Genomic DNA, 24,242 nt, shown 5'->3' on the forward strand with positions numbered 1-24,242 from the left:
CGCATCAGACATAGTGAGAGTCGCAACCCTTTGGCATGTGGCTTGCTTTGTCAGCCCCGTCCATCATCAACAAGCGCAGCCCCTCGCTAAGCGCGCGCCGCATGACAAGGTCTGTTTCCATGTCCGATCTCCACAACCCTCCCCGCCCCGATCCGCAGGCGTGGGTCGCTGGCAGTGACGCGCCCGAGAAGCACGTCGTCAACCTCGGGTTCATGGCTCTGACCGACGCGGCCTCTCTGATCGTCGCAGCGACGCAAGGGTTTGCGCAGCCGTACGGCCTGACCCTGAACCTGCACCGGCAGAACTCATGGTCAAACATCCGCGACAAGCTGATCGAAGGTGAGCTGGACGCCGCCCATGGCCTCTATGGTCTGATCTACGCGGTGCATCTGGGCATCGGCGGCAGCACACCGGTCGACATGGCCGTCCTCATGGGATTGGCGCAGAACGGCCAGAGCATCAGCCTTTCCAGCTCGCTCAAGGCAGCAGGCGTGACCGATCCGGAGGCGCTGGGTCGCTGTGTGCGCCAAAGTGGGGCAAAAATCACCCTCGCCCAAACGTTTCCTACGGGTACCCATGCCCTATGGCTTTATTACTATCTTGCGGCCTACGGCATACATCCATTGAACGACGTGCGCACCTTGGTAGTGCCGCCTTCTCAGATGGTTGCTCATCTCAAGGCGCGTCGCATCGACGGCTTCTGCGCAGGTGAGCCCTGGGGCGCACAGGCGATCCAGGAGGACATGGGGTTCACCCTGGCTACCAGCCAATCCATCTGGGCGGATCATCCGGAGAAAGTGCTTGGTTGCACCCGCGCATTCGTCGAGCAATACCCGAACACCGCACGCGCGCTGGTCATGGCCGTTCTGGAGGCTAGCCGCTTCATCGATCAGAGCCAGGAGAACCGGCGCAGCACGGCGCAGCTGATCGCCGGCAGCGATTATGTGAATGCGCCTGTGGCCGCCATAGAGCCCCGCTTTCTTGGGCAGTATGAAGATGGTCTAGGCCATGCCTGGTTGGACAAGCACCCACTGCGATTCTTCGGCGATGGCGCAGTGAACATGCCGTACCACTCTGACGGCCTCTGGTTCATGACCCAGCTCAGACGCTGGGGCCTGTTGCGCAATGACCCCGACTACCTCGCCGTCGCGCAGAGCGTGCAGCAAACCAGCCTTTATCGCGACGCGGCTTCTGCACTGGATATTCCAGTACCTGATTCATTCAACCGCAGCGCACTGCTGATGGACGGTAGCCGCTGGGACGGCAGCGATCCCGCTGCATACGCCCGCAGTTTCGCCCTGCACGCGCTGGCGGATGCACCCGTATCCTCTGTGCCTAACTGACGGAGACAGCCATGCTTCGCGTCCTCCTGATTGATGACACACCACGCAAGGTTGGCCGATTGCGCTCGGCGCTGATCGAGGCAGGGTTTGAGGTGATCGATGAGTCGGGCCTGACCATCGACCTGCCGGAGCGCGTCGAGGCGGTTCGCCCGGACGTCGTGTTGATCGATACCGACTCCCCAGGCCGAGACGTGATGGAGCAGGTAGTGATGGTCAGCCGTGACCAGCCGCGGCCCATCGTCCTGTTCACCGATGACAGCAACCCGGACGCCATGCGCCAGGCCATTCGCGCCGGCGTCAGCGCCTATATCGTGGAAGGCATCCAGGCCCAACGCCTGAAGCCTATCCTCGAGGTGGCCATGGCCCGTTTCGAAAGTGACCAGGCCATTCGCGCACAACTGCATGCCCGCGACCAGCAGCTGGTCGAGCGCAAGCGCATCGAACTGGCCAAGGGTATGTTGATGAAAATGCGCAGCTGCAATGAAGAAGAGGCCTACACGCTGATGCGCCGCCAGGCCATGAGCCGCCAGCAGAAGCTGATTCAGGTGGCAGAGCAGATCATCGCAATGAACGACCTGCTGGGTCAGTGACACACCTATCTGGTGCTACGCGTAGAGATGCGCGTCAAATGGGCGATGATTCGGCCCTAGAAATACTATCGCCAGCCGGATGCTGCCCAGCGCGGCGCCTACAGTGAAATCGAGCTTGTTCGCCCAACAAGCGCGGCGGTACTGAGCTCGACTGCCCGCCCTTCCCCGCATTACCTGCCGCGTTGCCATCCCAAGGCCGCTAGCGGCCCACCGGTCCTCCACCTTCGGACGAACCAAAACGGAGCCAGTGGCTGCGAAAGCTGCACGGCTATTGCGCCGACCTGAAGACAAGCATGCCAGGAGCGCCAGAGCAACGCGCCGTACCCAGATTGATTCGCTGTCGCAACCCGTTGTATTCGCATGAATTTCCAAAATTCTCGCCGGCCGCAGTCCCGACTTGTGACGACCTGGCCTGCCCCTTGCTATGGCTCTTTCACCACGTCTTCGGGTCGCCAACGGCGGTGATCGGGACGAATTGACAAAGGCGTCAACGGTGCTCGCTCTGTTCTTGCAGAGGTGCCTCCGTTACGCCTTTTTTCGTTTCGCGATTGAGGGAAAAATCATGCGCAAGACCCGCCGTACGCTGCTGAAAACGCTGGTTGCCAGTCTTGGATGCTCTGCCCTGCTGCAACTGGTACCCATGACCGCCTGGGCTGCCGAACCGGAGAAAGAAGAACTGAAGCTTGGCTTCATTAAACTTACCGACATGGCGCCCTTGGCAATCGCCTACGAGAAAGGCTTTTTCGAAGACGAAGGCCTCTATGTCACGCTTGAGGCCCAGGCCAATTGGAAGGTACTGCTCGACCGCGTGATCGATGGCGAACTGGACGGCGCCCACATGCTCTCCGGCCAGCCGATCGGCGCCACCATCGGTTTTGGTACCAAGGCCGAGATCATCACCGCGTTCACCATGGACCTCAACGGCAACGCCATCACCATGTCCAACGCCATCTGGGAACAGATGAAGCCCAACGTGCCAATGGTTGATGGCAAACCGCAGCATCCGATCAAGGCCGACGCGCTAAAGCCGGTGATCGAGCAACTCAACGCCAGCGGCAAGTCATTCAACCTGGGCATGGTGTTCCCGGTGTCCACTCACAACTACGAGCTGCGCTACTGGCTCGCTGCTGGCGGTATTCATCCTGGCTACTACGCGCCGAACAAGGGCGACATCAGCGGCCAGATCGATGCTCAGGCATTGCTCTCGGTAACGCCGCCGCCGCAAATGCCTTCTACCATGGAAGCCGGCACCATCCATGGCTATAGCGTTGGCGAGCCTTGGAACCAACAGGCGGTCTTCAAGGGAATCGGCGTGCCAGTGGTGGCCGACTATGCGATTCGCAAGAACATGTCAGAAAAGGTCTTCGGCGTTTCCAAGGCCTGGGCCGAAGCCAACCCTGAAACCCACAAGCGGCTGGTCAAAGCGCTGATCCGCGCCGGCAAATGGCTCGATGAAGACAACAACGCCAACCGCCAGGAAGCGGTGGAAATCCTCTCGCGGCCCGAGTACGTCGGCGCCGACGCCAAGGTCATCGCCAATTCCATGACCGGGACCTTCGAGTTCGAGAAGAGCGACAAGCGCGAGGTGCCGGACTTCAACGTCTTCTTCCGTTACCACGCCACCTACCCCTACTACTCCGACGCGATCTGGTACCTGACGCAGATGCGCCGCTGGGGGCAGATCGCCGAAGCCAAGCCGGACAGCTGGTATCTGGAGACCGCCAAGCAGGTCTACCGCCCGGACATCTACCGCGAAGCCGCAGCCGCGCTGATCGAAGATGGCCTGCTCAGCGCCGGTGACTTTCCTGCGGCCGATGAAGACGGCATTCGCGCCCCGCTGGCCGACACCATCGATGGCATCACCTATGACGGACATGCGCCAAACGCCTACCTCGAACAGTTCGAGATCGGCCTGAAAGGCGGTACCACCCTCTGATCCTGACCCCTGTTGAGCCGTACCGGCTCCCGATACCGGAGAGGACACGTCGATGAGCAATCCAGCCGTCGCAAAAAGCATCAAGCAAACGCTCGAGGCCGGTCGCCAGGCACGCCTCAAGCGGTGGCTGCCACAAGTGATCATGCCATTGGTGGGCATTCTCGCCTTCCTGCTGTTCTGGCAATTGGTGGCGACCAACATCCAGACCAGCCTCGGGCAGTTCCCCGGCCCCAGCCAGGTCGCCGAACAGTTCAATGGATTGCTCGATGCGCATCTTCAGTCGCGCGAGAAGGCCGAAGCCTTTCACCAGCGCCAGGCGGAACGTAACGCCGCCACGCTGGCAAAGAACCCGGACGCCCAGGTCAAGGTCCGCCCATACACCGGCAAGCCGACCTTCTTCGAGCAGATCATCACCAGCCTCTACACGGTGATGACCGGCTTCGCCATCGCCTCGCTCATAGCGGTGCCGCTGGGCATTGTCTGCGGCCTGAGCAAGACGGTGTACAGCGCCGTCAATCCGCTGATCCAGATCTTCAAGCCGGTGTCGCCGCTGGCCTGGCTGCCGCTGGTGACCATGGTGGTCAGCGCAGTCTATATCAGCGAAGACCCGCTGATGGCGAAGTCCTTTGTGACCTCGGCGCTGACCGTCGCCCTGTGCTGCCTGTGGCCTACGGTGATCAACACCACCGTAGGCGTAGCCAACCTCGACAAGGACCTGCAAAACGTCAGCCGCGTGCTGCGTTTGTCCCCGCTCAGCCATGTGCGACGCATCGTCCTGCCCGCCGCCATTCCGATGATATTCACCGGCCTGCGGCTGTCGCTGGCGACTGGCTGGATGGTACTGATCGCCGCGGAAATGCTGGCGCAGAACCCCGGCCTCGGCAAATTCATCTGGGATGAGTTCCAGAACGGCAGCTCAAACTCACTTGGCCGGATCATGGTCGCGGTGATCGTCATCGGCCTTATCGGCTTCGCCCTGGATCGCATCATGCTGATGCTCCAGCGCCGCGTGAGCTGGGACAAGAACGCAGACCTGCGCTGAGGAAACAACGATGAACCATACCCATCTCGAGCTCACTGGCGTCGGTATCAGCTTTCCCACCGACAAGGGCCTTTATAGCGCGCTGCAGAACGTCAACCTGCGCATCGCCAAGGGGGAATTCGTCTCGCTGATTGGTCACTCCGGCTGCGGCAAGTCGACGGTACTGAACATCGTCGCCGGGCTTTATCAGGCAACGACCGGAGGCGTCATCCTCGACGGGCGTGAGGTCAACGCACCCGGTCCGGAGCGCGCCGTGGTGTTCCAGAACCACAGCCTGCTGCCGTGGCTGTCCTGTTACGAAAACGTCGAACTGGCGGTACGTCAGGTCTTCAAGGGCCTGAAAAGCAGACGCGAAATGCGCGACTGGATCGAGCACAACCTCGAACTCGTGCACATGTCCCATGCTCGGGACAAACGACCCAGCGAGATATCCGGCGGAATGAAGCAGCGCATCGGCATCGCCCGTGCTTTGGCCATGCAACCCAAGGTGCTGCTGATGGACGAGCCCTTCGGAGCCCTCGACGCGCTGACCCGCGCGCACCTGCAAGACTCGCTGATGGAGATCCAAGCAGACCTTGGTAACACGGTGATCATGATCACCCACGATGTCGACGAGGCCGTGCTGCTCTCGGACCGCATCGTGATGATGACTAACGGCCCTTCGGCCACAGTCGGCGAAATCATGCGCGTCGAACTCCCGCGTCCGCGTGATCGCATGACGCTTGCCCATGACGCCAGTTACCACGCCTACCGCGCGCGAGTTCTCGAGTTTCTGTACCAGCGTCAGCAACGGCCGGCAGCATGAATACAAAACGCGTCCAGGCCGAAGCGCTGCACCGCGCGACCCTCTACATCACACGTCTCTGCCGAACGGAATACTGACCATGGAAGTAATGATCGCCCTGACCCTGGCAGCCTGCGTGGTCCTGCTAGGCAACCATCTCAATCGCATCGCGGCCGACCGACACCGCAAGCGCATCAGTGCCACCGATGTACGGTCGCTGCAGCAGGCACTGGAGGTTCTGCAACTCTTGCAGAAGCACCGCGGCCTAGGTGGCCAGCGCGACGCTGAAGCGAGCGCTCAGCGAATAGCGGTCGCAGATCGGCTCGTGCAGCTCTGGGAGGACTGGAAAGGCGACGAAAATCGCCCAGCGATGCGCGCGCTGTGGCAGCAGGTTCACCAGAACCCGGTCGACTTCGAGCCACACTGCATACTTATCGAACAGGTGCTTGAGAGCATTCACGTACTGGAGTTGCGTCTGACCTGTCAGGGCAACCCACAGGTAACCGGCATCTGCGAAGCGTGCCGAGCGCTGGAGGATCTGGGCCGTCTACGCGGCCTGGCGGTGCGTGCGGCGAACTTTGAAACATGCCCGTTGAATATGCAGATCCAGATGCGCCAACTTTGCCAGCGACTGGCCGACCCGATTGGCGGCAAAACGCTGACCAACCTCATTGAGCACCTGGAGCGCAATCTCATCGATGCCCCGCGCATCAGCCTGGCACCGGCCGAATGTTACGCACTGATCACACCGATCATCGATGAGCGCCTGCAAGGTATCCGCCATAGCATTGCCTGACAGCCACGAGGCAACGGATGCAGGCGCTATCTCCGACGATCGTCGGACTAGGGCCAGACGTGCGGACGCGTACAATCCGCGTCCCGCACGTAGCGCACCGGCGCGACGCACCCAGCTTACGAGAGCACCATGGCCCGCCTGACCCTGCAGTTTCCCGAAGATCAGTTCTGCTTCACCACTCAGCTGACCGTACGCATCACGGACATCAACGCAGGTAATCACCTGGCGAACGACTCGATGATCTCGATGATCTCTGAAGCCCGTGCGCGCTTTCTGTTCGCCTACGGCATTGCCGAGACCAGCAAGGACGGTGGTGGAATTATCGTCACTGACCTGGCCACAACCTACAAAGCCGAAGCCCATGCACGGGACGTGTTGCAGTTCGAAGTTGGTGTGATGGACTTCAACAAGTACGGCGGCGACATCACGTTCCGCATTACCCGACCCGCTGACGACACCCTGATTGCCATGGCCAAATCCGGCTTCGTTTTCTACAACTATCTGGAGACCCGTGTGGTCCCGATGCCCGCTGAGTTCGAAGCGAAGTTTCCGAAGGTTAATCGCATCGACTGAGCGCCCCGTTTCGAAGCAGTGCGCACCAGCGCCGAGCGTCGCAAGGTCGATAGAGGTGTAACGATTGCCTCAGAGGCCGCGAGATTGACAGTGCTTTGCTCTTGGCACAGGTTCTGCTTAATGCAGGACAGGTAGCCAAAGGCGGTTACTCACAGACATGACAAAGGCGTCGCGTTGCCCCGTTGAGACTAACGGTGGCGCGCGGCGCCTTTTTCGTTGGCCCCAACGAACAGGGGCGCGGGCATCGCCCGCACGGATTAGAGGCTGCCACCTGGCGGCGCGGCATTCCCCGACGCCCGTCAGGCGCGCCGGCATAACCTGTCTAGTGAGGTGTTCGATGAATACGAGTTTCTGGAAATCCGGCCACACGCCGACGCTGTTCTCCGCCTTTCTCTATTTCGATTTGAGTTTCATGGTCTGGTACGTGCTGGGCCCCATGGGTGTCCAGATCGCCGCCGACCTGGGGCTGACCACGCAACAGCGTGCCTTCATGGTCGCCACGCCCATTCTGTCCGGCGCAGTGCTGCGCCTGGTGTTGGGAATGCTCGCCGATCGCACCTCGCCAAAGACCGCCGGGCTGTTCGGCCAAGTCGTGGTGATTGCTGCATTATTCATCGCCTGGCTGCATGGCATTCACAACTACGAACAAGCACTGCTGCTCGGCCTGTTCCTAGGTATGGCGGGCGCCTCCTTCGCCGTCGCACTTCCGCTGGCCTCACAGTGGTATCCGCCGCAGCATCAGGGCAAAGCCATGGGCATTGCCGGTGCAGGCAACTCCGGCACGGTGCTCGCGGCACTGTTCGCACCTGTGCTGGCCTCGACCTTTGGTTGGAGCAATGTGTTCGGCCTGGCGCTGATCCCACTGGTGCTGACACTGATCATTTTCACCACGTTCGCCAAGAATGCACCCAACCGCCCTGCCCCTAAGTCATTTGCTGACTACATGAAAGCCCTGGGCGATCGCGACAGCTGGTGGTTCATGTTTTTTTACAGCGTGACCTTCGGCGGTTTCCTTGGCCTGGCCAGCACGCTGCCGGGTTACTTCCACGACCAATACGCGTTCGATCCGGTCAAGGCCGGGTATTACACCGCCGCCTGCGTATTTGCCGGCAGTCTGCTGCGCCCACTGGGCGGTGCCCTGGCGGATCGCATTGGTGGTATTCGCTCGCTGCTGGTGATGTACACCGTCGCAGCTATCTGCCTGTTCGTGGTTGGCTTCAACCTGCCAAGCTCGACGGCGGCGCTGGCGCTGTTCGTCGTCGCCATGCTCAGCCTCGGCGCAGGTAACGGCGCGGTCTTCCAGCTGGTGCCGCAGCGCTTCAACAAGGAGATTGGCGTGATGACTGGGCTGGTGGGGATGGCCGGCGGCATCGGTGGCTTCCTGCTGACGGCTGGCCTGGGCGCCGTTAAACAGGCTACCGGCGACTACCAGATAGGCCTCTGGCTGTTTGCCAGCCTGGGGGCGCTGGCCTGGTTCGGCCTCTATGGCGTCAAGCGCCGCTGGAGAACCACCTGGGGTTCCGCTGCGATGACCGCCGCGCGCGTCTGAGTTCGAATACGCTACCGCCAGAGGGCAGGCCATCGGGCCTGCCTTTGCCATTCAATCACCCTCTCGCGCCATCCGGAGTGTTGCCTTCATGCCTTTGCAGCTGTCGTTTGGCGAAGCCACTGCAACCGGGCCGCGTGTGGAAAATCAGGACGCGCTTCGGATCGTCACACCAACGCCGGGCCTCGCCGCAAGCAAGGGTGCGCTGTTTGCCATCGCCGACGGCGTCAGCCAATGCGCCGATGGCGGCCTAGCGGCACGCGCGACGTTGCAGGCACTGGCGACCGATTACTACGCCACCCCCGAAACCTGGACCGTCGCACAGTCCCTCGATCGGCTCCTGGTTGCCCATAATCGCTGGCTGCAGGCCAACGGTGGCGGGCAGCCGCTACTGACCACGTTGACCGCACTGGTGCTGCGCGGCCGTCGCTTCACCCTCGCCCATGTCGGCGACTGCCGCGCCTATCGCTGGCTTGACGGCGAGCTGCAACGGCTCAGCGAAGACCATGTGTGGGAGCAACCGAACATGCAGCACGTGCTCAAGCGTGCCATGGGTCTGGACCAGCATCTGGTAGTGGATTACCTGGACGGCGAACTGCGTTTCGGCGAATCCTTTTTGCTGCTCAGTGATGGCGTGTGGGCAAGCATCACCGAAGGCGATATCCAGAATGTACTGAGGGCCGAACCTGATCTGGCTAACGCAGCCAGCGCGCTGGTCAATCTTGCGCATCAGACGGGCAGCCAGGACAACGCCAGCGCGCTGTTGCTGCGGGTCGACGAGCTGCCGGACGCGGAACTGGCCGATTCGCTCGCGCAACTGGCGGACTGGCCAATGCCGCCGAGATTGCGCCCCGGTCAGGTGTTCGAAAGCTGGACCGTCGAATCGCTGCTGGCCGAGTCACGTCAGTCGTTGATCTACCGGGTGCACGATCATCAGGGCCAGCCCTGGCTGCTGAAAACCCTGCCGGCCAGTCGCAACGACGAACCCGAAGCCGGCCCTGCCCTGTTGCAGGAGGAGTGGTTTCTGCGCCGCGTTGCAGGCCGTGCCTTTCCCGAAGTCCATGGACTGCCCCAACGCCAGCATCTGTATTACGTGCAGCGAGAGTACATTGGCCAGACCCTTGCCCAGCAATTCAACGAGCAGGGGCCGATGGCGCTGACCGACTGGCTGCAATTGGCTCCACGGCTGATCCGGGCACTGGGCATGCTGCACCGGCGCAATATCCTGCACCGCGACATCAAGCCGGAAAATCTGCATCTGAGCGATGATGGCGAGTTGCGCCTGCTGGATTTCGGCCTCGCCTACTGCCCGGGCCTGTCCCGGGACTTACCGCATCACCTTCCGGGTACGCCAAGCTATATCGCCCCGGAAGCCTTCGGCGGCGAAGCGCCAAGCCGAGAGCAGGACCTCTATGCGGCAGGTGTCACCTTATACTTCCTGCTGACCGGCCATTTCCCCTTTGGCGAAGTCGAGGCCTTTCAGCGCCCCCGTTTCGGGTTGCCTGTACCGGCCAGTCGCTACCGACCCGACCTGCCCCAGTGGCTGGATGACATGCTCAGGCGTGCCGTATCTGCCGACCCGTCGCAGCGTTTCGAAACTGCGGAGGAATGGCTGCTGACGCTGGAAAAGGGTGAGCACCTGGCCAGCAACACGGCAACCCTGCCACTCCTTGAACGTGAGCCATTGAAAGTCTGGCGCGGCCTTGCGCTGCTATCACTGCTGCTCAATCTTGTGCTGCTGGTGTGGTTGGCAAAGGGCAGTTGAGCGATCGGATACGCTCAGGTCGACGTGCGACGGACAATCAGACCCTGCCGCGCAACGCGGACCAGTTGCCGCACACAGTCCTCGAGACGCACCGCACTCGGCGCCTGAATTACGGCCAGGTCGAAACTGTTAGAAGCAAAGTGCCCCAGCGACTCATCCGCACCGGTGAATTGAACCTGGAAGGCGCGCGGCTTGCCCCAGCGTTTAGGCCACCCGTCGAGATAACGTAACAGCGAAGGTCGATGGCTTCCGCCAAGGAGGATTTTCGGATTGCTGCGGGCCAGCCCACTTGTGATAGGGGCCAAACGTAAAGGGGCGCGTTGCAGTGCATTCATTGGGAGAAGTCCCGCCTCATGAATTCCGCTGGGCAGCGGTGGGAGGCGACACCGAACCAGCGCTTTAGCGGTATTTCGAAGCCGTAGCTCCAGGCGCCCCGCAAGTAGCTGACTAAATCGGCGCATGGGCGAAACAATAGAAAAGCGGAACGCGGCCTGTCAACGCCAAATTCCGGCGTTCATGCCCGCCGACTGCACCAGCGCTGCGCGGCACGCTTCATATGGGTGCAGGGATACAGCGACCTCGAATCTATCCATGTCACTAACCAATTGAAAATAAAGGCTTTGCCCGGTTGGCACAGGCTCTGCATTGTCAGGCTTACATCTAGCCGGGCCTTCAACGTGGAGGGCCGGGCTCCGAATACGGGAGACAAGGACAAAGGCGTCCTCACTGGGAAACCAGTGGGACGCCTTTTTCGTTGTTGGATCTTTCAAGAGGCATGGCGCGGCCGCATCAAGCGGCCCGGCACGGCACGGAGAACGGCATGAAGAAACTCAAGCTGGTGATGATTGGCAACGGCATGGCCGGGGTTCGCACCCTCGAAGAGCTAATCAAGCTCGCCCCCGAGCTTTACGACATCACCGTATTCGGCGCCGAACCCCATCCGAACTACAACCGCATCCTGCTCTCCCCCGTGCTGGCCGGTGAGCAGACCTTCGAGGAAATCGTGCTCAACGACCTCGACTGGTACGCCGAGAACAACATTCGTCTGATGCTCAACCGCAAGGTGGTCAAAATCGACCGCGCCAGCCGCCGCGTGATCGCCGAAGACGGCAGCGAGGCCGAGTACGACCGACTGCTGATCGCTACGGGCTCGAATCCTTTCATCCTGCCGGTCCCGGGCAACCAGCTCGACGGCGTGATCGGCTATCGCGACATCGCCGATACCCAGAAAATGATGGACACCGCCATGACTCACAAGCACGCCGTGGTCATCGGCGGTGGGTTGCTCGGGCTAGAGGCGGCTAACGGCCTCAAGCTGCGCGGCATGGCGGTCACGGTAGTCCATATCGGCGAGTGGCCGATGGAGCGCCAGCTCGACAAGACTGCCGGCACCCTGCTGCAACAGGCCCTGGAAGCTCGCGGGCTCCAGTTCAAGATGCAGAGGCAGACCACCGAGCTGATCGGCAACGACCAGGGTCGAGTGCGCGCGGTGCGCTTTGCTGATGGCGAGGTGATTGACGCCGATCTGGTGGTGATGGCCGCCGGCATCCGCCCCAACAGTGAGCTGGCAGAGAAATCCGGCATTCCTTGCAAACGCGGCATCCTGGTCAACGATACCCTGCAGACCTACGATCCGCGCATCTATGCGGTCGGAGAATGTGCCAACCATCGCGGCACCGCCTATGGCCTGGTGGCTCCGCTGTTCGAGCAGGCGAAGGTCTGCGCCAACCACCTGGCAATGCTGGGCTTCTCCCGCTACCTGGGTTCGGTGACTTCGACCAAGCTCAAGGTCACGGGCATCGACCTGTTCTCCGCCGGCGACTTCATGGGCGGTGAAGGCACCGAAACCATCACCCTGTCTGACCCTATCGGAGGCGTGTACAAGAAGCTGGTGATCAAGGACAACATCCTCGTCGGCGCCTGCCTGTATGGCGATACCGCCGACGGTGGCTGGTACTTCCGCCAGGTGCGCGAGGGCCACAACGTCAGTGAAATTCGCGACCAGCTCATGTTTGGAGAGGGGGCCATCGGCGATACCGGTCACCAGGGCCAGAACAAGGCCATGGCCATGCCCGACACCATGGAAGTCTGCGGCTGCAATGGCGTGTGCAAAGGCACCATCGTCAAGGCGATCCAGGAGCATGGGCTGTTCTCGGTCGACGATGTGAAAAAGCACACCAAGGCCGCCAGCTCCTGCGGCTCGTGCGCCGGGCTGGTGGAGCAGATTCTGATGAGCACCGTCGGCGGGGCCGCAGACGTCAAGCCGAAGAGCGAAAAAGCCATCTGCGGCTGTAGCGATCTCAACCACGGCCAGGTACGCAAGGCTATCGTCGACGAGCACCTGATCAGCATACCGGCGGTGATGAGCTACCTGAATTGGCGCACACCCAACGGCTGCGCCACCTGCCGTCCGGCCTTGAACTACTACCTGATTTCCTCATGGCCCGGCGAAGCCAAGGACGACCCGCAGTCGCGATTCATCAACGAGCGCGCCCACGCCAATATCCAGAAGGACGGAACCTACTCTGTGGTCCCGAGAATGTTCGGCGGGGTCACCAATGCCGCCGAACTGCGCCGCATCGCTGACGTTGCCGACAAGTACAAGGTGCCGATGGTGAAAGTCACCGGCGGTCAGCGCATCGACCTGCTGGGCATCAAGAAAGACGACCTGCCAAACGTCTGGAAGGACCTGGACATGCCCGACGGCCACGCCTACGGAAAATCCATACGCACGGTGAAGACCTGCGTCGGCAAGGAGTTCTGTCGTTTTGGCACTCAGAACTCGACCGGCCTGGGCATCGATCTGGAAAAGGCCCTGTTCGGCATGTACTCGCCGCACAAGGTCAAGCTGGCCGTCTCCGCCTGCCCACGCAACTGCGCAGAATCCGGCATCAAGGACGTCGGCATCATCGGTGTCGATTCCGGGTGGGAGCTTTACGTGGGTGGCAACGGCGGCATCAAGACCGAAGCCGGCGAGTTTTTCGTCAAGGTCAAAACAGCCGAGGAAGTCGCCGAATACAGCTTCGCCTTTCTCCAGCTCTATCGCGAAGAAGCCTTCTACCTCGAACGCACCGTGCACTACATGCAGCGCGTCGGCCTGGACTACATCAAGAAAATCGTTCTGGAAGACGAAGCCCGGCGCAAGGCGCTGGCCCAGCGCCTGATGTTCTCCCTGAGCTTTGAGGGTGACGGCTGGAAGCGAGTCATTGCCGAGCAGTCACGGAAGAAAGAATACGAAACCATCCAGCTGGCCCAGATCGAGCCTGCGTGACCTGTAGGGTGAATTCGCCCCAACGGAACTGCTGCTCGATCAACCGAATTACGAGGAAAAAGCCATGAAATGGTTCGATATCTGCTCCCTGGATGAGATCAACCCACTCGGTGCACGTATCGTCGCCGGCCCGAAAGGAGACATCGCGGTCTTTCGCACTGCGGACGATCAGGTGTTCGCGCTGGACGACCGCTGTCCGCACAAAGGCGGCCCGCTTTCTCAGGGCATCGTCTTCGGCAAGCAGGTCGCCTGCCCGCTGCACAACTGGCAGATCAACCTCGACAGCGGCGAAGCCGTGGCGCCGGATGTTGGCTGCGCACATCGGCACGAAGCGCGGATCGAGAATGGCCGCGTGTTGCTTTCGCTGATCGACGCCACCGAGTGCGCCTGAGCGCACGGAGAGCCAGCCAGATGAACGTATTGCCAGGAGACGATGCCATGCGCCGGACAACCGCTTCGACCTGCTGCTATTGCGGCGTGGGGTGCGGGGTGCTGATCGAGCACGACGGCGAGCGCATCCTCAATGTCGCCGGCGACCCGAATCATCCCGCGAATTTCGGCAAGCTGTGCAGCAAGGGCGCGACCCTGCACCTGACCGGTGACCTGGACGCCCGCGCGCTATACCCCGAATTGCGGCTGGGCAAGGGCCTGGTTCGTGCGCGCTCGGATTGGGACACTGCGCTGGACCACGCCGCCAACGTATTTGCCAAGACCATCGCCGAGCACGGTCCGGACAGCGTCGCCTTCTACATCTCCGGCCAGTTGCTGACTGAGGATTACTACGCCTTCAACAAGCTCGCCCGCGCGCTGGTCGGCACCAACAACATCGATTCCAACTCGCGGCTGTGCATGTCGTCCGCCGTGGTCGGCTACAAGCGCAGCCTCGGCGCCGATGCCCCGCCCTGCAGCTACGAGGACATCGAGCAGAGCGACTGCCTGCTGATCGTTGGCAGCAACATGGCCTATGCCCATCCGGTGCTATTCCGCCGCCTGGAAGAGGCCAAGGCCAAGCGCCCAGAGATGAAGGTTATCGTCGTCGATCCGCGGCGTACCGACACCTGCGACCTGGCGGATCTGCACCTGGCGATCCTGCCGGGGACCGACGTTGCGCTGTTCCACGGGATACTGCACATCCTGCTGTGGGAAGGCTGGATCGACCGCGATTTCATCGAGGCCCACACCGATGGCTTCGACGAGCTCAAGCGGATGGTGCGCGACTACAATCCGGCCATGGTGGCGGACCTCTGCGGCATAGACATCGATGAATTGCAGACCACGGCCCGCCTCATTGGTACGTCGACCAGTTTCCTCTCTCTCTGGTGCATGGGCATCAACCAGTCCACCGCCGGTAGCGCCAAGAACAGCGCGCTGATCAACCTGCACCTGGCCACCGGTCAGATTGGCAAGCCCGGCGCCGGCCCCTTCTCACTGACGGGTCAGCCCAACGCCATGGGCGGGCGCGAAACCGGCAGCCTGTCCAATCTGCTGCCTGGTCATCGCGAGGCGGGCAACGCGGCGCATCGCGCCGAAGTGGCGGACTACTGGGGTGTGCAGGCACTGCCGGAAGCGTCAGGTTTGTCCGCCATCGAGCTGTTCGAAGCGGTGCGCAGCGGTAAGGTCAAAGCATTGTGGATCGCCTGCACCAACCCTGCTCAGTCCATGCCTGATCAGCAAAAGATCCACGAGGCGCTAGCGGCCTGCCCATTCGTAGTGGTGCAGGAAGCTTTCTTTACCACCGAAACCTGCCACTACGCCGACCTCCTTCTGCCCGCTGCCAGCTGGGGGGAAAAGGAAGGCACCGTGACAAACTCTGAGCGCCGTGTCAGCCATGTGCGCCCTGCCGTCGCCGCCCCGGGCGAAGCACGGGCCGATTGGTCGATCACCTGCGACTTCGCCCGGCGGCTGGAAATGCTGATGCGCCCCGGCCAGGCCAGCCTGTTCGCATTCGATACGCCGTCCGCAATATTCGAGGAATACAAGCTGCTGACCCACGGCCGCGACCTCGATCTGTCCGGCCTCAGCCATGCGCTGATCGACCGGCTCGGACCGCAGCAGTGGCCCTTCCCGGCCGGCAGCACCCAGGGCACCGTGCGCCTCTATGGTGATCGGGTATTCCCCACAGAAAACGGGCGCGCACGTTTCCTTGCCGAGCAGTACCAGGCGCCGAAGGAAAGGCGCGAGGCGCGCTTTCCGCTCACGCTTAACACCGGCCGCCTGCGCGACCACTGGCACGGGATGAGCCGCACCGGTACGGCAGCGCGGCTGTTCGGTCACGTCGAGCAAGCGCTGCTCAGCATGAACGCCGACGACATGCGCCGTCGCCGTCTGCTCGACGGCCAGCTGGTGAAGCTGCGCAGTCGCCGCGGCGAGCTGCTTTTACCAGTGCAAAAGGACGACAGCCTTCGGCACGGCCAGGCATTCATGCCGATGCATTGGGGTGATCGGTTCCTCAAGGGCATGGGCGTGAATGTGCTAACCCTGCCCGATTTCGATCCGGTATCCAAACAGCCGGAGCTCAAGCACGCCGGTATCGAGGTGGAAAAGGTAGAGCTGCCCTGGCAATTCTTCGCCATGGTCGAAGGCCAAGTGCAGAAGCGCTTCGAGACACTGCGGCCATTATTCGAGGGCTTCGCCTATGCGAGCTTCAGCCTGACCGGGCGAGATCGATCGGCGCTGGTCATCCGTGCCGCCTGTAACGAGGCTCCGGATGCGACGCAACTGGCACAAATCGAGCTGTTGCTTGGGCTGGATACAGGTCCGGTGGTGGCTTACGAAGATCCGCGGCGCGGTGTCGGCAAGCGTGTACGCATCGAAGAAGGCCGCATCATTGCCCTTTGCCTGTCCGGCGAAACCGCCGCGCGCGACTGGCTGAAACAGCTCTGGCACGACGGCACGGCAGATCAGGCGCTGCGCCGCTGGCTGCTGGCACCGCTGAGCACACCGCCAGGTGGAGGTGTCCGTGCAGCCAAGACTCTCTGCAACTGCATGAACGTCAGCCAGGACGCAATCTGCGCAGGCATCGACCGCGGCCTTGATCTCAATGGCTTGAAGCGGGAATTGGGCTGCGGCACCAGCTGCGGCTCCTGCGTACCGGAGATCAAGCGATTGCTGGTGAAACAACCGGCAGTGGCCTGACGCCGTCAAGTGAGCAGGCAATGCACAAGGCGTTGCCTATTGATTACAGCAACACGAGAGGTGGCAACATGAGCGCAAAAGTCTGGCTGGTAGGTGCAGGTCCTGGTGACCCGGAGCTGCTGACACTCAAGGCCGTGCGCGCCATGGGCGAGGCACAGGTCGTGCTGATCGACGATCTGGTCAATCCCGCCGTGCTCGAACACTGCCCGAATGCACAGGTAATTGCGGTGGGCAAGCGCGGCGGCTGCCGCTCTACCCCTCAGGCATTCATCCATCGGCTGATGCTGCGTTATGCACGTCAGGGCAAATGCGTGGTGCGCCTCAAAGGTGGCGACCCCTGCATCTTCGGCCGCGGGGGCGAGGAAGCTGAATGGCTGGCGGAGCGCGGCATCGAGGTAGAGCTGGTCAACGGCATCACCGCAGGCCTTGCCGGCGCAACCCAATGCGGTATCTCACTCACCCAACGCGGCGTGGCACGGGGCGTCACGCTGGTCACGGCACATACTCTGGATGGTAGCAGCCCTGAGTGGCATGCATTGGCGAAAACCGGCACTACCCTGGTCGTCTACATGGGTGTAAGCAGCTTGCAGCAGGTGCAGGCCGGGCTCATGGAGGGCGGCCTACCGGTCAACACCCCAGTGGCGATGATCGAAAACGCGTCCCTCCCCCAACAGCGCGAATGCCGCTCCGATCTTGGCGCCATGTGCACCGACGCCGCTCGGTTCCAACTCAAAAGCCCGGCAATTCTAGTGATCGGCGAAGTGGCCGCGAAAGCCGGTTCGCAGGTGCTGAGCCAGATTGCTTGATAGGTAGGAGCTGATACGTAGTTCCGAGGGCCGGTGCTGACGTTCAGTGCGTAGAAATTCATATTACCGAACAGTACTACCGGGGCAGCGGCGGGCTTCAACCCACCAGAAAGCCCACGGTGTAGAGCGATGAGATGGCAGACCCGCGTATTTAGCGCAAAAACTCAAAACCCCGCTTTGCGGGGTTTTGAGTTAAGTGCGTGGGTTGTGTCACGCCGTCTGCCGCAGCTTCTCCGGTTTGATCAAGAAGCGCGCCAGCGCAGGCAGCAGCCAGATCGCCCCAACCATGTTCCAGAGGAACATGAAGGTCAGCATCAAGCCCATATCGGCCTGGAACTTGATTGCCGAGAACACCCAGGTGAAGACACCAATCGCCAGGCAGATGCCGGTGAAGATCACCGCCTTACCGGTGGATTTCAGGGTCTGGTAGTAAGCCTCCTGCAGCGTCAAGCCTTGGCGCAGGTAAGACTCGAGTCGGCTGTAGATATAGATGCCGTAGTCAACACCGATCCCCACTCCCAGCGCGATCACTGGCAACGTCGCCACTTTCACCCCAATACCCATGAAAGCCATCAAGGCGTTGCCGAGTATCGAGGTCAAGACCAGCGGAAGCACGATGCACAGGGTCGCGGTGAGTGAGCGGAAAGTCAGCAGACACATGAAGCTGACCGCTGCATAAACAGCGATCAGCATGGTGGTTTCCGACGCCGCAATCACTTCGTTGGTGGCCGCTTCGATACCGGCGTTACCGGCAGCGAGGACGAACTCCAGCCCTTCACGGTTGTTCTCCTCGGCGAACTCACGGGCCGCCGCCACGACGTGTTCCAGCGTTTCGGCCTTGTGGTCGTTGAGGAACACCAGCACAGGCGCCAGCGAGCAGTCGCCGTTGTACATGCCCTCGGCGCGGGCGATGGAGCTGTTGAGCACGAACTGGTTACGCGACAGCGTTTCCCATTTCAGGCTGCCCTCGTTCATCCCCTTGATGCTTTGCCGTGCCACGGTGACCATCGACACAGCCGACTGCACGCCAGCAGTGTTTTCCATCTTCCACATCAGCTCGTCCATGGCGGCGAGCGTGTCGTAGTGGGCGCAGCCTTCCGGGGCCGTCTTGACCATCACCACCAGTACGTCAGAACTGGTCGAATAGTTGCGAATGACGAAGTCATTATCGAGGTTGTAACGCGAGTCCGGATGCAGCTCCGGCGCGCCCTGGTCGAGGTCACCGATCTTCAGGTTCTGGCCGTACCACAGGCCGCCGCCCACAGCGAGCAAGGCAATGACGATGGAAATCGGCGCCACGGTCGGGCTGGCGAAGTTGGAAAGTGCTCGCCAGAACGGATGATCGCGCGAAGCTTCCTCGCGCGCCTGCTTGACCGCGCGCTGGCTGATGCCCATGTAGGAAATGGCCACCGGCAACAGAATCAGGTTGGTCAGGATGATCACTGCAACCCCGAGCGAGGCGCCAATGGCCAGCTCCCGGATCACGCCGATATCGATCAGCAGCAGGGTCACGAAACCTACGGCATCGGACGCCAACGCCACCATCCCGGGGATGAACAACTGACGGAACGCCATGCGTGCCGCAGCCAGCGGGTCGTCTGTGTGTCCCGACGCCATGGCGATGCCGTTGATCTTCTGCACGCCATGGGAGATGCCGATGGCGAAGACCAGAAATGGCACCAGCATCGAGTAGGGATCAAGACCAAAGCCCAGGGTATGCAGCAACCCTAGCTGCCAGGCCACTGCAATCAGCGTTGTAACGACGACGGCGACAGTGCTCTTGATGCAGCGGGTAAACCACAGCAACAGAGCCAGAGTGATGCCGATCGCCACGAAGAAGAACAGCGCGACGCCGACCAGGCCATCGATCAGATCACCCACTTTCTTGGCAAACCCGATGATGTGGATGTCCACGTTCGGGTTCTGCGCCTCATACTTTTCGCGGATTTTCTCTTCCAGTTCGTGGGAGAACTTCTGGTAGTCGAGAGTAATCTGCCTGCCACGGTCCTCAGGATCTGAATAGGACTCCATGAGCGGGACGTCGATGATGCTGGACTTGAAGTCGTTGGCCACCAGACGGCCAATCTGGCCTGACTTGAGGATGTTGCTGCGCAGGTCATCAAGGCTTTCCGGAGAGCCGTCGTATGTCTGCGGAATCACTTCGCCGCCGGCAAAGCCCTGCTCCGTCACCTCGGTCCAGCGAACACTCGGACTCCACAGTGACTTCATGTTGGAGCGATCGACACCCTGAATGTAGAAGACCTCGTCATGGATCTGACGCAGCGTCTCCATGTATTCCTTGGAAAAGATATCGCCGTCTTTCGCCGCAACGGAGATACGCACCGTGTTGCCCAGGTTCGCTAGGTCATCGCGGTGCTGGAGCATGTTCTGAATGTAGGGATGCCCGAGCGGGATCATCTTTTCAAAGCTGGTCGAGGGACGAACCTGAGCAGCCTGGTAGAAGAGAAAGACGCTGATCAACAGGCAGATGACGATCACTGCCGGTCGATTGTTGAAAATCAGGCGCTCCAGAAAGGATGCCGGCTTCTGCTGATGCTTTGTCATGTTGGCTCCGGCTTATTGTTGTTGTACGGGCATGTTGGCGCCGTCTGGCGAAACGACCCTGACGCCGCTTTGCCCCACCAGCACCAGATTGCCATCGGCGCTACCTACCACGCCTGAAAGGGAACGCCGGTCGGGACGGCTGAACAGCTTGAACGACTGCCCGTCATCCGTGCTGCTGAGCACCGTGCCTCCATGACCCACCACAACGATGCGCCCATCGGGGAGTCGATTGCCGTCGGCCAGCCCCGCTTCGACGGCATCTCCATCGTCAAGCAATTCGATCGCCTGCCAGCTGTCGCCAAAGTCATCGGAGCGGAACAGATGGCCGCGCAAGCCAAAAGCGACGACAACACCTGGCTTGTCCCCGCCTACAACGCCAAAAAACGAGCCCTGATAGGGTGACTCGACGCGTTCCCAGTTCTCGCCCATGTCAGCGGAGCGGAATATGCCGCCCATTTCGCCGACGATGAACAGGCCGGAACCTTCGATCTCGGTGATGGCATTCAGGTGGGTGCCATCTTCATTGTCGAGACGGTCAGCGACATCTTCCCAGTTCTGGCCGTCGGTGGTTTCCAGCAGCACGCCGTAAGCACCTGTGGCAAAGCCATGTTGGGCATCTTCGAACCAGACATCGAGCAGCGGTACTTCACCGTCACGATTCTCGTACTGCTGCGTCCAGGTTTGACCACCGTCGCTAGTGGCCAGAATCAACGCGTCGTGCCCGACAGCCCAGCCGTGCTGGTCATCGGCGAAGGTCACCGCCGTAAGCAACTGCCGGGTCGGCACCTTGGCCTGAGTCCAGCTGCCGCCGCCATCGTCGGAATAAAGGATGTGGCCGCGATCGCCAACGGCAACCAGACGCTTGCCTGCGTAGGCAATGTCGAGGAGCAAGGTGGATGCGGCTTTTTGCGATTCGAGTGAATGGCGCACGCCTGGCTCGTTAGCGCTTTGGGCCTGAGCTGGAGCGGCTGCGAAAAGAAAAATGGATAGAACACTGCAGAGCGAGAGCGTTCTTGCCAGCGGCGATTGACTGCTGAAAATCGGCGTACGGGACATTTTTTCCGCGCGGCCAACCGGTGTGCGCCACATGACGGGCTCACTCATACATACCCCCTTTATTCTTATTAGGTAGGGCCTGCGTATGGAGACAGGCGAGGCCATGCTATAGGGCTTTCGAAAGTGGCGGCAATTGCCTGGACGTTATGTTTTGTTAAACATGGTTGATTGATGTTGCTTGATAGGTACGCCTTATGGCACGGGTATTCGAACCCTATCGTGACATGCTTCTCGACCCCACCATCCGGCCGTTGCAAAAGAAAAATCCCGCGAAGATTCGCGGGATTTTCTCGTTACCTAGCGGACGCCGTTCGATGCTTCAAGCAAGGCTTTTGCTGACCACCTCGTAAACGTCACTGGAAAGCTCACCGGACGCCAGAATTCGCTCCAGCTCGGCTTTCATCAGTCCTTGGCGACCAGCATCGTACTTACGCCAGCGAGTCAGCGGCGCCAGCAGGCGAGAGGCAATCTGCGGGTTCAGCTTGTTCAGCACGATGACCTGATCGGCCAGGAATCGATAACCTGCCCCATCGGCACGATGGTAGTTGACCAGGTTCTGATTGGCGAAGGCACCGATCAGCGCCCGGACCTTGTTCGGGTTCTTTAGCGTGAACGCAGGATGCTGCATCAGTTGCTGGACGCGTTCCAGACCGCCCGGCTGAGTGTTGCCGGCCTGCACGCTGAACCATTGATCCATGACCAAGGGGTTGTCCTTGAAGTGCTCGGCGAACGAAGCCAGGGCTTTGTCGCGCTCGGCCTCGAAGCCTGAGTTGACCAACACCGCGAGCGCGGTCAGGCGCTCGGTCATGTTGTCAGCTTCTTCGAACTGATCGACACAGGCTGCGACCACTTCGGGCTTGCCGCTGAGCATCAGGTACGACAGCGCAATGTTCTGCAGGGCACGACGGGCAAAGTGTTCCGCTTGAGCGACATAAGGCGTTTGCCGCGAAATCTCACGGTTGGCTTGGTAGCGCTTCCAGAACAGGTCGAACAAAGCGCTGGAGATGCCTTGGCGAGCAAATTCACGCGCCTGATGAATGGCATCGACATCCGCCACTTCGCTGATCTCAGTGAGGTACGCCTCGCTCGGCAGCGAAAGCATTTCGGCAACCATCGCCTGATCGAGGCTTTCGTCTTCCAGTTGGCTGCGCAGCGCTTCGACAAGGCGCTGATCAAGCTGCAGCGCTTCGCCGCGCTGATGCTGGCCGATCATGTCTTGCAGCACCTGCACCGACAGCTGCTGCCCCGCTTCCCAGCGGTTGAAGCCATCGGAATCGTGTTGCATGAGGAACATCAGCTGATCACGGCTGTAAGGGAACTCGAGCTTTACTGGCGCCGAGAATCCGCGCAGCAGCGACGGCAATGGCTGCTCCGACACGCCCACGAATGTGAAAGTCTGCTCAGGCTGATCGACTGCCAGAACACGGGTGGTGCCGACAGACGCATCCTCGCCTTGCAGGCGCAGCGCTATCTCATTGCCCTGCCCATCCAGCAGGCCCATCGACACGGGAATCACGAAGGCCAGCTTCTCGCTCTGCCCAGGCGTCGGCGGGCAGCTCTGGCGGAACGTCAGGCTATAGGTTTTGGCTGCTGCATCGTACTGTTCGCTGACCGACAGCCGCGGTGTGCCCGCCTGGCTGTACCAGCGCTTGAACTGGGTAAGGTCGGCACCATTGGCATCTTCCATGGCTTTGACGAAATCATCGACGGTCACCGCCTGTCCGTCATGCCGCTCGAAGTAGAGGTCGCTGCCCTTGCGGAAGCCCTCCTCGCCCAGCAGCGTCTGGATCATGCGCACCACTTCAGCGCCCTTCTCATACACCGTCAGGGTGTAAAAGTTGGAAATCTCGATGAAGGATTCCGGGCGTACCGAATGAGCCATGGGGCCGGCATCTTCGGCGAACTGGTGCGTACGCAGATAAGAGACGTCCTCGACGCGCTTGACGGTCGGTGAGTTCATGTCAGCGCTGAACTGCGCATCGCGGAAGACGGTGAAACCTTCCTTCAATGAAAGCTGGAACCAGTCGCGGCACGTCACCCGGTTGCCGGTCCAGTTGTGGAAATATTCGTGGGCAACGATCGCCTCGACGCGCTGGTGAGCGGCATCGGTGGCGGTTTCAGCACGCGCCAGCACAGCGCTGGAGTTGAAGATGTTGAGGCCCTTGTTCTCCATGGCACCCATGTTGAAGTCGTTGACCGCGACGATCATGAAGATGTCCAGATCGTATTCGCGACCGTAGGCGTCCTCGTCCCATTTCATAGACTTCTTCAAGCTGTCCATGGCGTGCTGGCATTTGTCGATGTTTTCTGGCTCGACATAAATGCGAAGCGCCACATCGCGACCGCTCATCGTGGTGAAGCTGTCCTCGACACACCAGAGATCCCCGGCCACCAGGGCAAACAAGTACGCGGGCTTCTTGAACGGGTCTTCCCAAGTCGTCCAATGTCGTCCATCGTCTTCCTCGCCACTGGCGATCGGGTTGCCGTTGGAGAGCAAAATTGGATAGGCATGCTTCTCGGCGCTGACGGTGGTGGTGAATTTGCTCATCACGTCCGGGCGGTCGAGGTAATAGGTAATCTTGCGAAAGCCTTCCGCCTCGCACTGGGTGCAGAACATGCTGCCGGACTTGTAGAGACCTTCCAGCGCCGTGTTGCTTTCCGGATGGATCACTACGGTGCTGTCGAGGGTAAAGCTGGCCGCATCAGGTTGCAGGGTCAGGCTTTCCTCGGCGACCTCGTAGTCACCCAGGCCGAGCTGGCGATCATTCAGGGCCAGAGAGATCAGTTCGAGATCCTGACCATGCAGCTGCAAAGGAGGCAAACCGGCACCGGCTTCCGGGTTGCGGCGCATGACCAGCTGCGCATGGACAAGGCTGCGGTCTTCGTACAGCTCGAAGGTCAGGTGGGTTTCATCGATCAGGTAATCCGGGACCTGATAGTCCTTGAGATGAATGACTTTCGGTTGTTCGGTGCGCATCGGCTAAGCCTCTTGGGGGCAGCGACAAGCTGCGGGCTTGAAGCTGCGATTTGTCGG

At 60.9% G+C, this 24,242-nt stretch carries 17 protein-coding genes; 13 read left to right on the top strand and 4 right to left on the bottom strand.

The window, feature by feature from the left end:
- Nucleotides 1-119: 119 nt before the first annotated feature.
- The 9 genes from EA797_RS05320 (at nt 120) to EA797_RS05360 (ending at nt 10,375) form a co-directional block, all read left to right on the top strand.
- Entirely contained in the window at nt 120-1,343 is a 1,224-nt protein-coding gene (locus EA797_RS05320; RefSeq protein ID WP_122164100.1) for a CmpA/NrtA family ABC transporter substrate-binding protein, read from the top strand.
- An 11-nt stretch (nt 1,344-1,354) separates the two neighbouring features.
- Nucleotides 1,355-1,933 (top strand): ANTAR domain-containing response regulator, encoded by a 579-nt coding sequence (locus EA797_RS05325; RefSeq protein WP_122164101.1) that lies wholly within the window; start codon nt 1,355-1,357, stop codon nt 1,931-1,933.
- A 562-nt stretch (nt 1,934-2,495) separates the two neighbouring features.
- Complete coding sequence (locus EA797_RS05330; protein WP_122164102.1) at nt 2,496-3,869, top strand: CmpA/NrtA family ABC transporter substrate-binding protein; 1,374 nt, start codon at nt 2,496-2,498, stop codon at nt 3,867-3,869.
- A gap of 52 nt (nt 3,870-3,921) precedes the next feature.
- Nucleotides 3,922-4,911, top strand: coding sequence for an ABC transporter permease (locus EA797_RS05335; protein ID WP_122164103.1), 990 nt, complete (start codon nt 3,922-3,924; stop codon nt 4,909-4,911).
- Between the two features lie 10 nt (nt 4,912-4,921).
- Nucleotides 4,922-5,716 carry an ABC transporter ATP-binding protein gene (locus EA797_RS05340; protein ID WP_122164104.1) on the top strand — a complete coding sequence of 265 codons (795 nt, stop codon included), beginning with the start codon at nt 4,922-4,924 and terminating at the stop codon, nt 5,714-5,716.
- Between the two features lie 79 nt (nt 5,717-5,795).
- Complete coding sequence (locus tag EA797_RS05345) at nt 5,796-6,491, top strand: hypothetical protein (protein WP_122164105.1); 696 nt, start codon at nt 5,796-5,798, stop codon at nt 6,489-6,491.
- 129 nt (nt 6,492-6,620) lie between these two features.
- A complete protein-coding gene (locus EA797_RS05350; RefSeq protein WP_122164106.1) occupies nt 6,621-7,064 on the top strand; it encodes a thioesterase family protein in 444 nt (147 codons plus the stop codon).
- Nucleotides 7,065-7,401: 337 nt separating this feature from the next.
- The gene (locus tag EA797_RS05355) at nt 7,402-8,613 is read left to right on the top strand and encodes a nitrate/nitrite transporter (protein ID WP_122164107.1); all 1,212 of its coding nucleotides are present in this window, start codon (nt 7,402-7,404) and stop codon (nt 8,611-8,613) included.
- A gap of 88 nt (nt 8,614-8,701) precedes the next feature.
- Nucleotides 8,702-10,375, top strand: a complete 1,674-nt coding sequence (locus EA797_RS05360; RefSeq protein WP_122164108.1) for a bifunctional protein-serine/threonine kinase/phosphatase — start codon at nt 8,702-8,704, stop codon at nt 10,373-10,375.
- Between the two features lie 14 nt (nt 10,376-10,389).
- Here EA797_RS05360 and EA797_RS05365 read toward each other — a convergent pair whose 3' ends face one another.
- Nucleotides 10,390-10,710 (bottom strand): class I SAM-dependent methyltransferase, encoded by a 321-nt coding sequence (locus EA797_RS05365; RefSeq protein WP_122164109.1) that lies wholly within the window; start codon nt 10,708-10,710, stop codon nt 10,390-10,392.
- Nucleotides 10,711-11,195: 485 nt separating this feature from the next.
- Here EA797_RS05365 and nirB point away from each other — a divergent pair, with 485 nt between their 5' ends.
- From nirB to cobA, 4 genes are all read left to right on the top strand, one after another.
- Nucleotides 11,196-13,646 (top strand): nitrite reductase large subunit NirB, encoded by a 2,451-nt coding sequence (gene nirB / locus EA797_RS05370; protein WP_122164110.1) that lies wholly within the window; start codon nt 11,196-11,198, stop codon nt 13,644-13,646.
- Nucleotides 13,647-13,710: 64 nt separating this feature from the next.
- Nucleotides 13,711-14,037, top strand: a complete 327-nt coding sequence (gene nirD / locus EA797_RS05375; protein ID WP_122164111.1) for a nitrite reductase small subunit NirD — start codon at nt 13,711-13,713, stop codon at nt 14,035-14,037.
- Between the two features lie 47 nt (nt 14,038-14,084).
- On the top strand, nt 14,085-16,781 hold the full coding sequence (locus EA797_RS05380; RefSeq protein ID WP_122164700.1) for a nitrate reductase: 2,697 nt from the start codon (nt 14,085-14,087) through the stop codon (nt 16,779-16,781).
- 68 nt (nt 16,782-16,849) lie between these two features.
- Entirely contained in the window at nt 16,850-17,587 is a 738-nt protein-coding gene (cobA, locus tag EA797_RS05385) for a uroporphyrinogen-III C-methyltransferase (RefSeq protein ID WP_122164701.1), read from the top strand.
- A gap of 210 nt (nt 17,588-17,797) precedes the next feature.
- Here the strand turns inward: cobA and EA797_RS05390 are convergent, their stop codons facing one another.
- The 3 genes from EA797_RS05390 to pepN form a co-directional block, all read right to left on the bottom strand.
- Nucleotides 17,798-20,152 (bottom strand): efflux RND transporter permease subunit, encoded by a 2,355-nt coding sequence (locus EA797_RS05390; RefSeq protein WP_122164112.1) that lies wholly within the window; start codon nt 20,150-20,152, stop codon nt 17,798-17,800.
- 12 nt (nt 20,153-20,164) lie between these two features.
- Nucleotides 20,165-21,256 carry a WD40/YVTN/BNR-like repeat-containing protein gene (locus EA797_RS05395; protein WP_122164113.1) on the bottom strand — a complete coding sequence of 364 codons (1,092 nt, stop codon included), beginning with the start codon at nt 21,254-21,256 and terminating at the stop codon, nt 20,165-20,167.
- Nucleotides 21,257-21,527: 271 nt separating this feature from the next.
- The gene (pepN, locus tag EA797_RS05400; RefSeq protein ID WP_122164114.1) at nt 21,528-24,185 is read right to left on the bottom strand and encodes an aminopeptidase N; all 2,658 of its coding nucleotides are present in this window, start codon (nt 24,183-24,185) and stop codon (nt 21,528-21,530) included.
- Nucleotides 24,186-24,242 lie beyond the last annotated feature (57 nt).

Source organism: Stutzerimonas zhaodongensis, from assembly GCF_003696365.1.
Classification (GTDB): domain Bacteria; phylum Pseudomonadota; class Gammaproteobacteria; order Pseudomonadales; family Pseudomonadaceae; genus Stutzerimonas; species Stutzerimonas zhaodongensis.

Coding starts and splice junctions, on each gene's coding strand:
- EA797_RS05320 (WP_122164100.1), top strand. CDS start 120: ATGTCCGATCTCCACAACCCTCCCCGCCCCGATCCGCAGGCGTGGGTC.
- EA797_RS05325 (WP_122164101.1), top strand. CDS start 1,355: ATGCTTCGCGTCCTCCTGATTGATGACACACCACGCAAGGTTGGCCGA.
- EA797_RS05330 (WP_122164102.1), top strand. CDS start 2,496: ATGCGCAAGACCCGCCGTACGCTGCTGAAAACGCTGGTTGCCAGTCTT.
- EA797_RS05335 (WP_122164103.1), top strand. CDS start 3,922: ATGAGCAATCCAGCCGTCGCAAAAAGCATCAAGCAAACGCTCGAGGCC.
- EA797_RS05340 (WP_122164104.1), top strand. CDS start 4,922: ATGAACCATACCCATCTCGAGCTCACTGGCGTCGGTATCAGCTTTCCC.
- EA797_RS05345 (WP_122164105.1), top strand. CDS start 5,796: ATGGAAGTAATGATCGCCCTGACCCTGGCAGCCTGCGTGGTCCTGCTA.
- EA797_RS05350 (WP_122164106.1), top strand. CDS start 6,621: ATGGCCCGCCTGACCCTGCAGTTTCCCGAAGATCAGTTCTGCTTCACC.
- EA797_RS05355 (WP_122164107.1), top strand. CDS start 7,402: ATGAATACGAGTTTCTGGAAATCCGGCCACACGCCGACGCTGTTCTCC.
- EA797_RS05360 (WP_122164108.1), top strand. CDS start 8,702: ATGCCTTTGCAGCTGTCGTTTGGCGAAGCCACTGCAACCGGGCCGCGT.
- EA797_RS05365 (WP_122164109.1), bottom strand. CDS start 10,710: ATGAATGCACTGCAACGCGCCCCTTTACGTTTGGCCCCTATCACAAGT.
- nirB (WP_122164110.1), top strand. CDS start 11,196: ATGAAGAAACTCAAGCTGGTGATGATTGGCAACGGCATGGCCGGGGTT.
- nirD (WP_122164111.1), top strand. CDS start 13,711: ATGAAATGGTTCGATATCTGCTCCCTGGATGAGATCAACCCACTCGGT.
- EA797_RS05380 (WP_122164700.1), top strand. CDS start 14,085: ATGCGCCGGACAACCGCTTCGACCTGCTGCTATTGCGGCGTGGGGTGC.
- cobA (WP_122164701.1), top strand. CDS start 16,850: ATGAGCGCAAAAGTCTGGCTGGTAGGTGCAGGTCCTGGTGACCCGGAG.
- EA797_RS05390 (WP_122164112.1), bottom strand. CDS start 20,152: ATGACAAAGCATCAGCAGAAGCCGGCATCCTTTCTGGAGCGCCTGATT.
- EA797_RS05395 (WP_122164113.1), bottom strand. CDS start 21,256: ATGAGTGAGCCCGTCATGTGGCGCACACCGGTTGGCCGCGCGGAAAAA.
- pepN (WP_122164114.1), bottom strand. CDS start 24,185: ATGCGCACCGAACAACCGAAAGTCATTCATCTCAAGGACTATCAGGTC.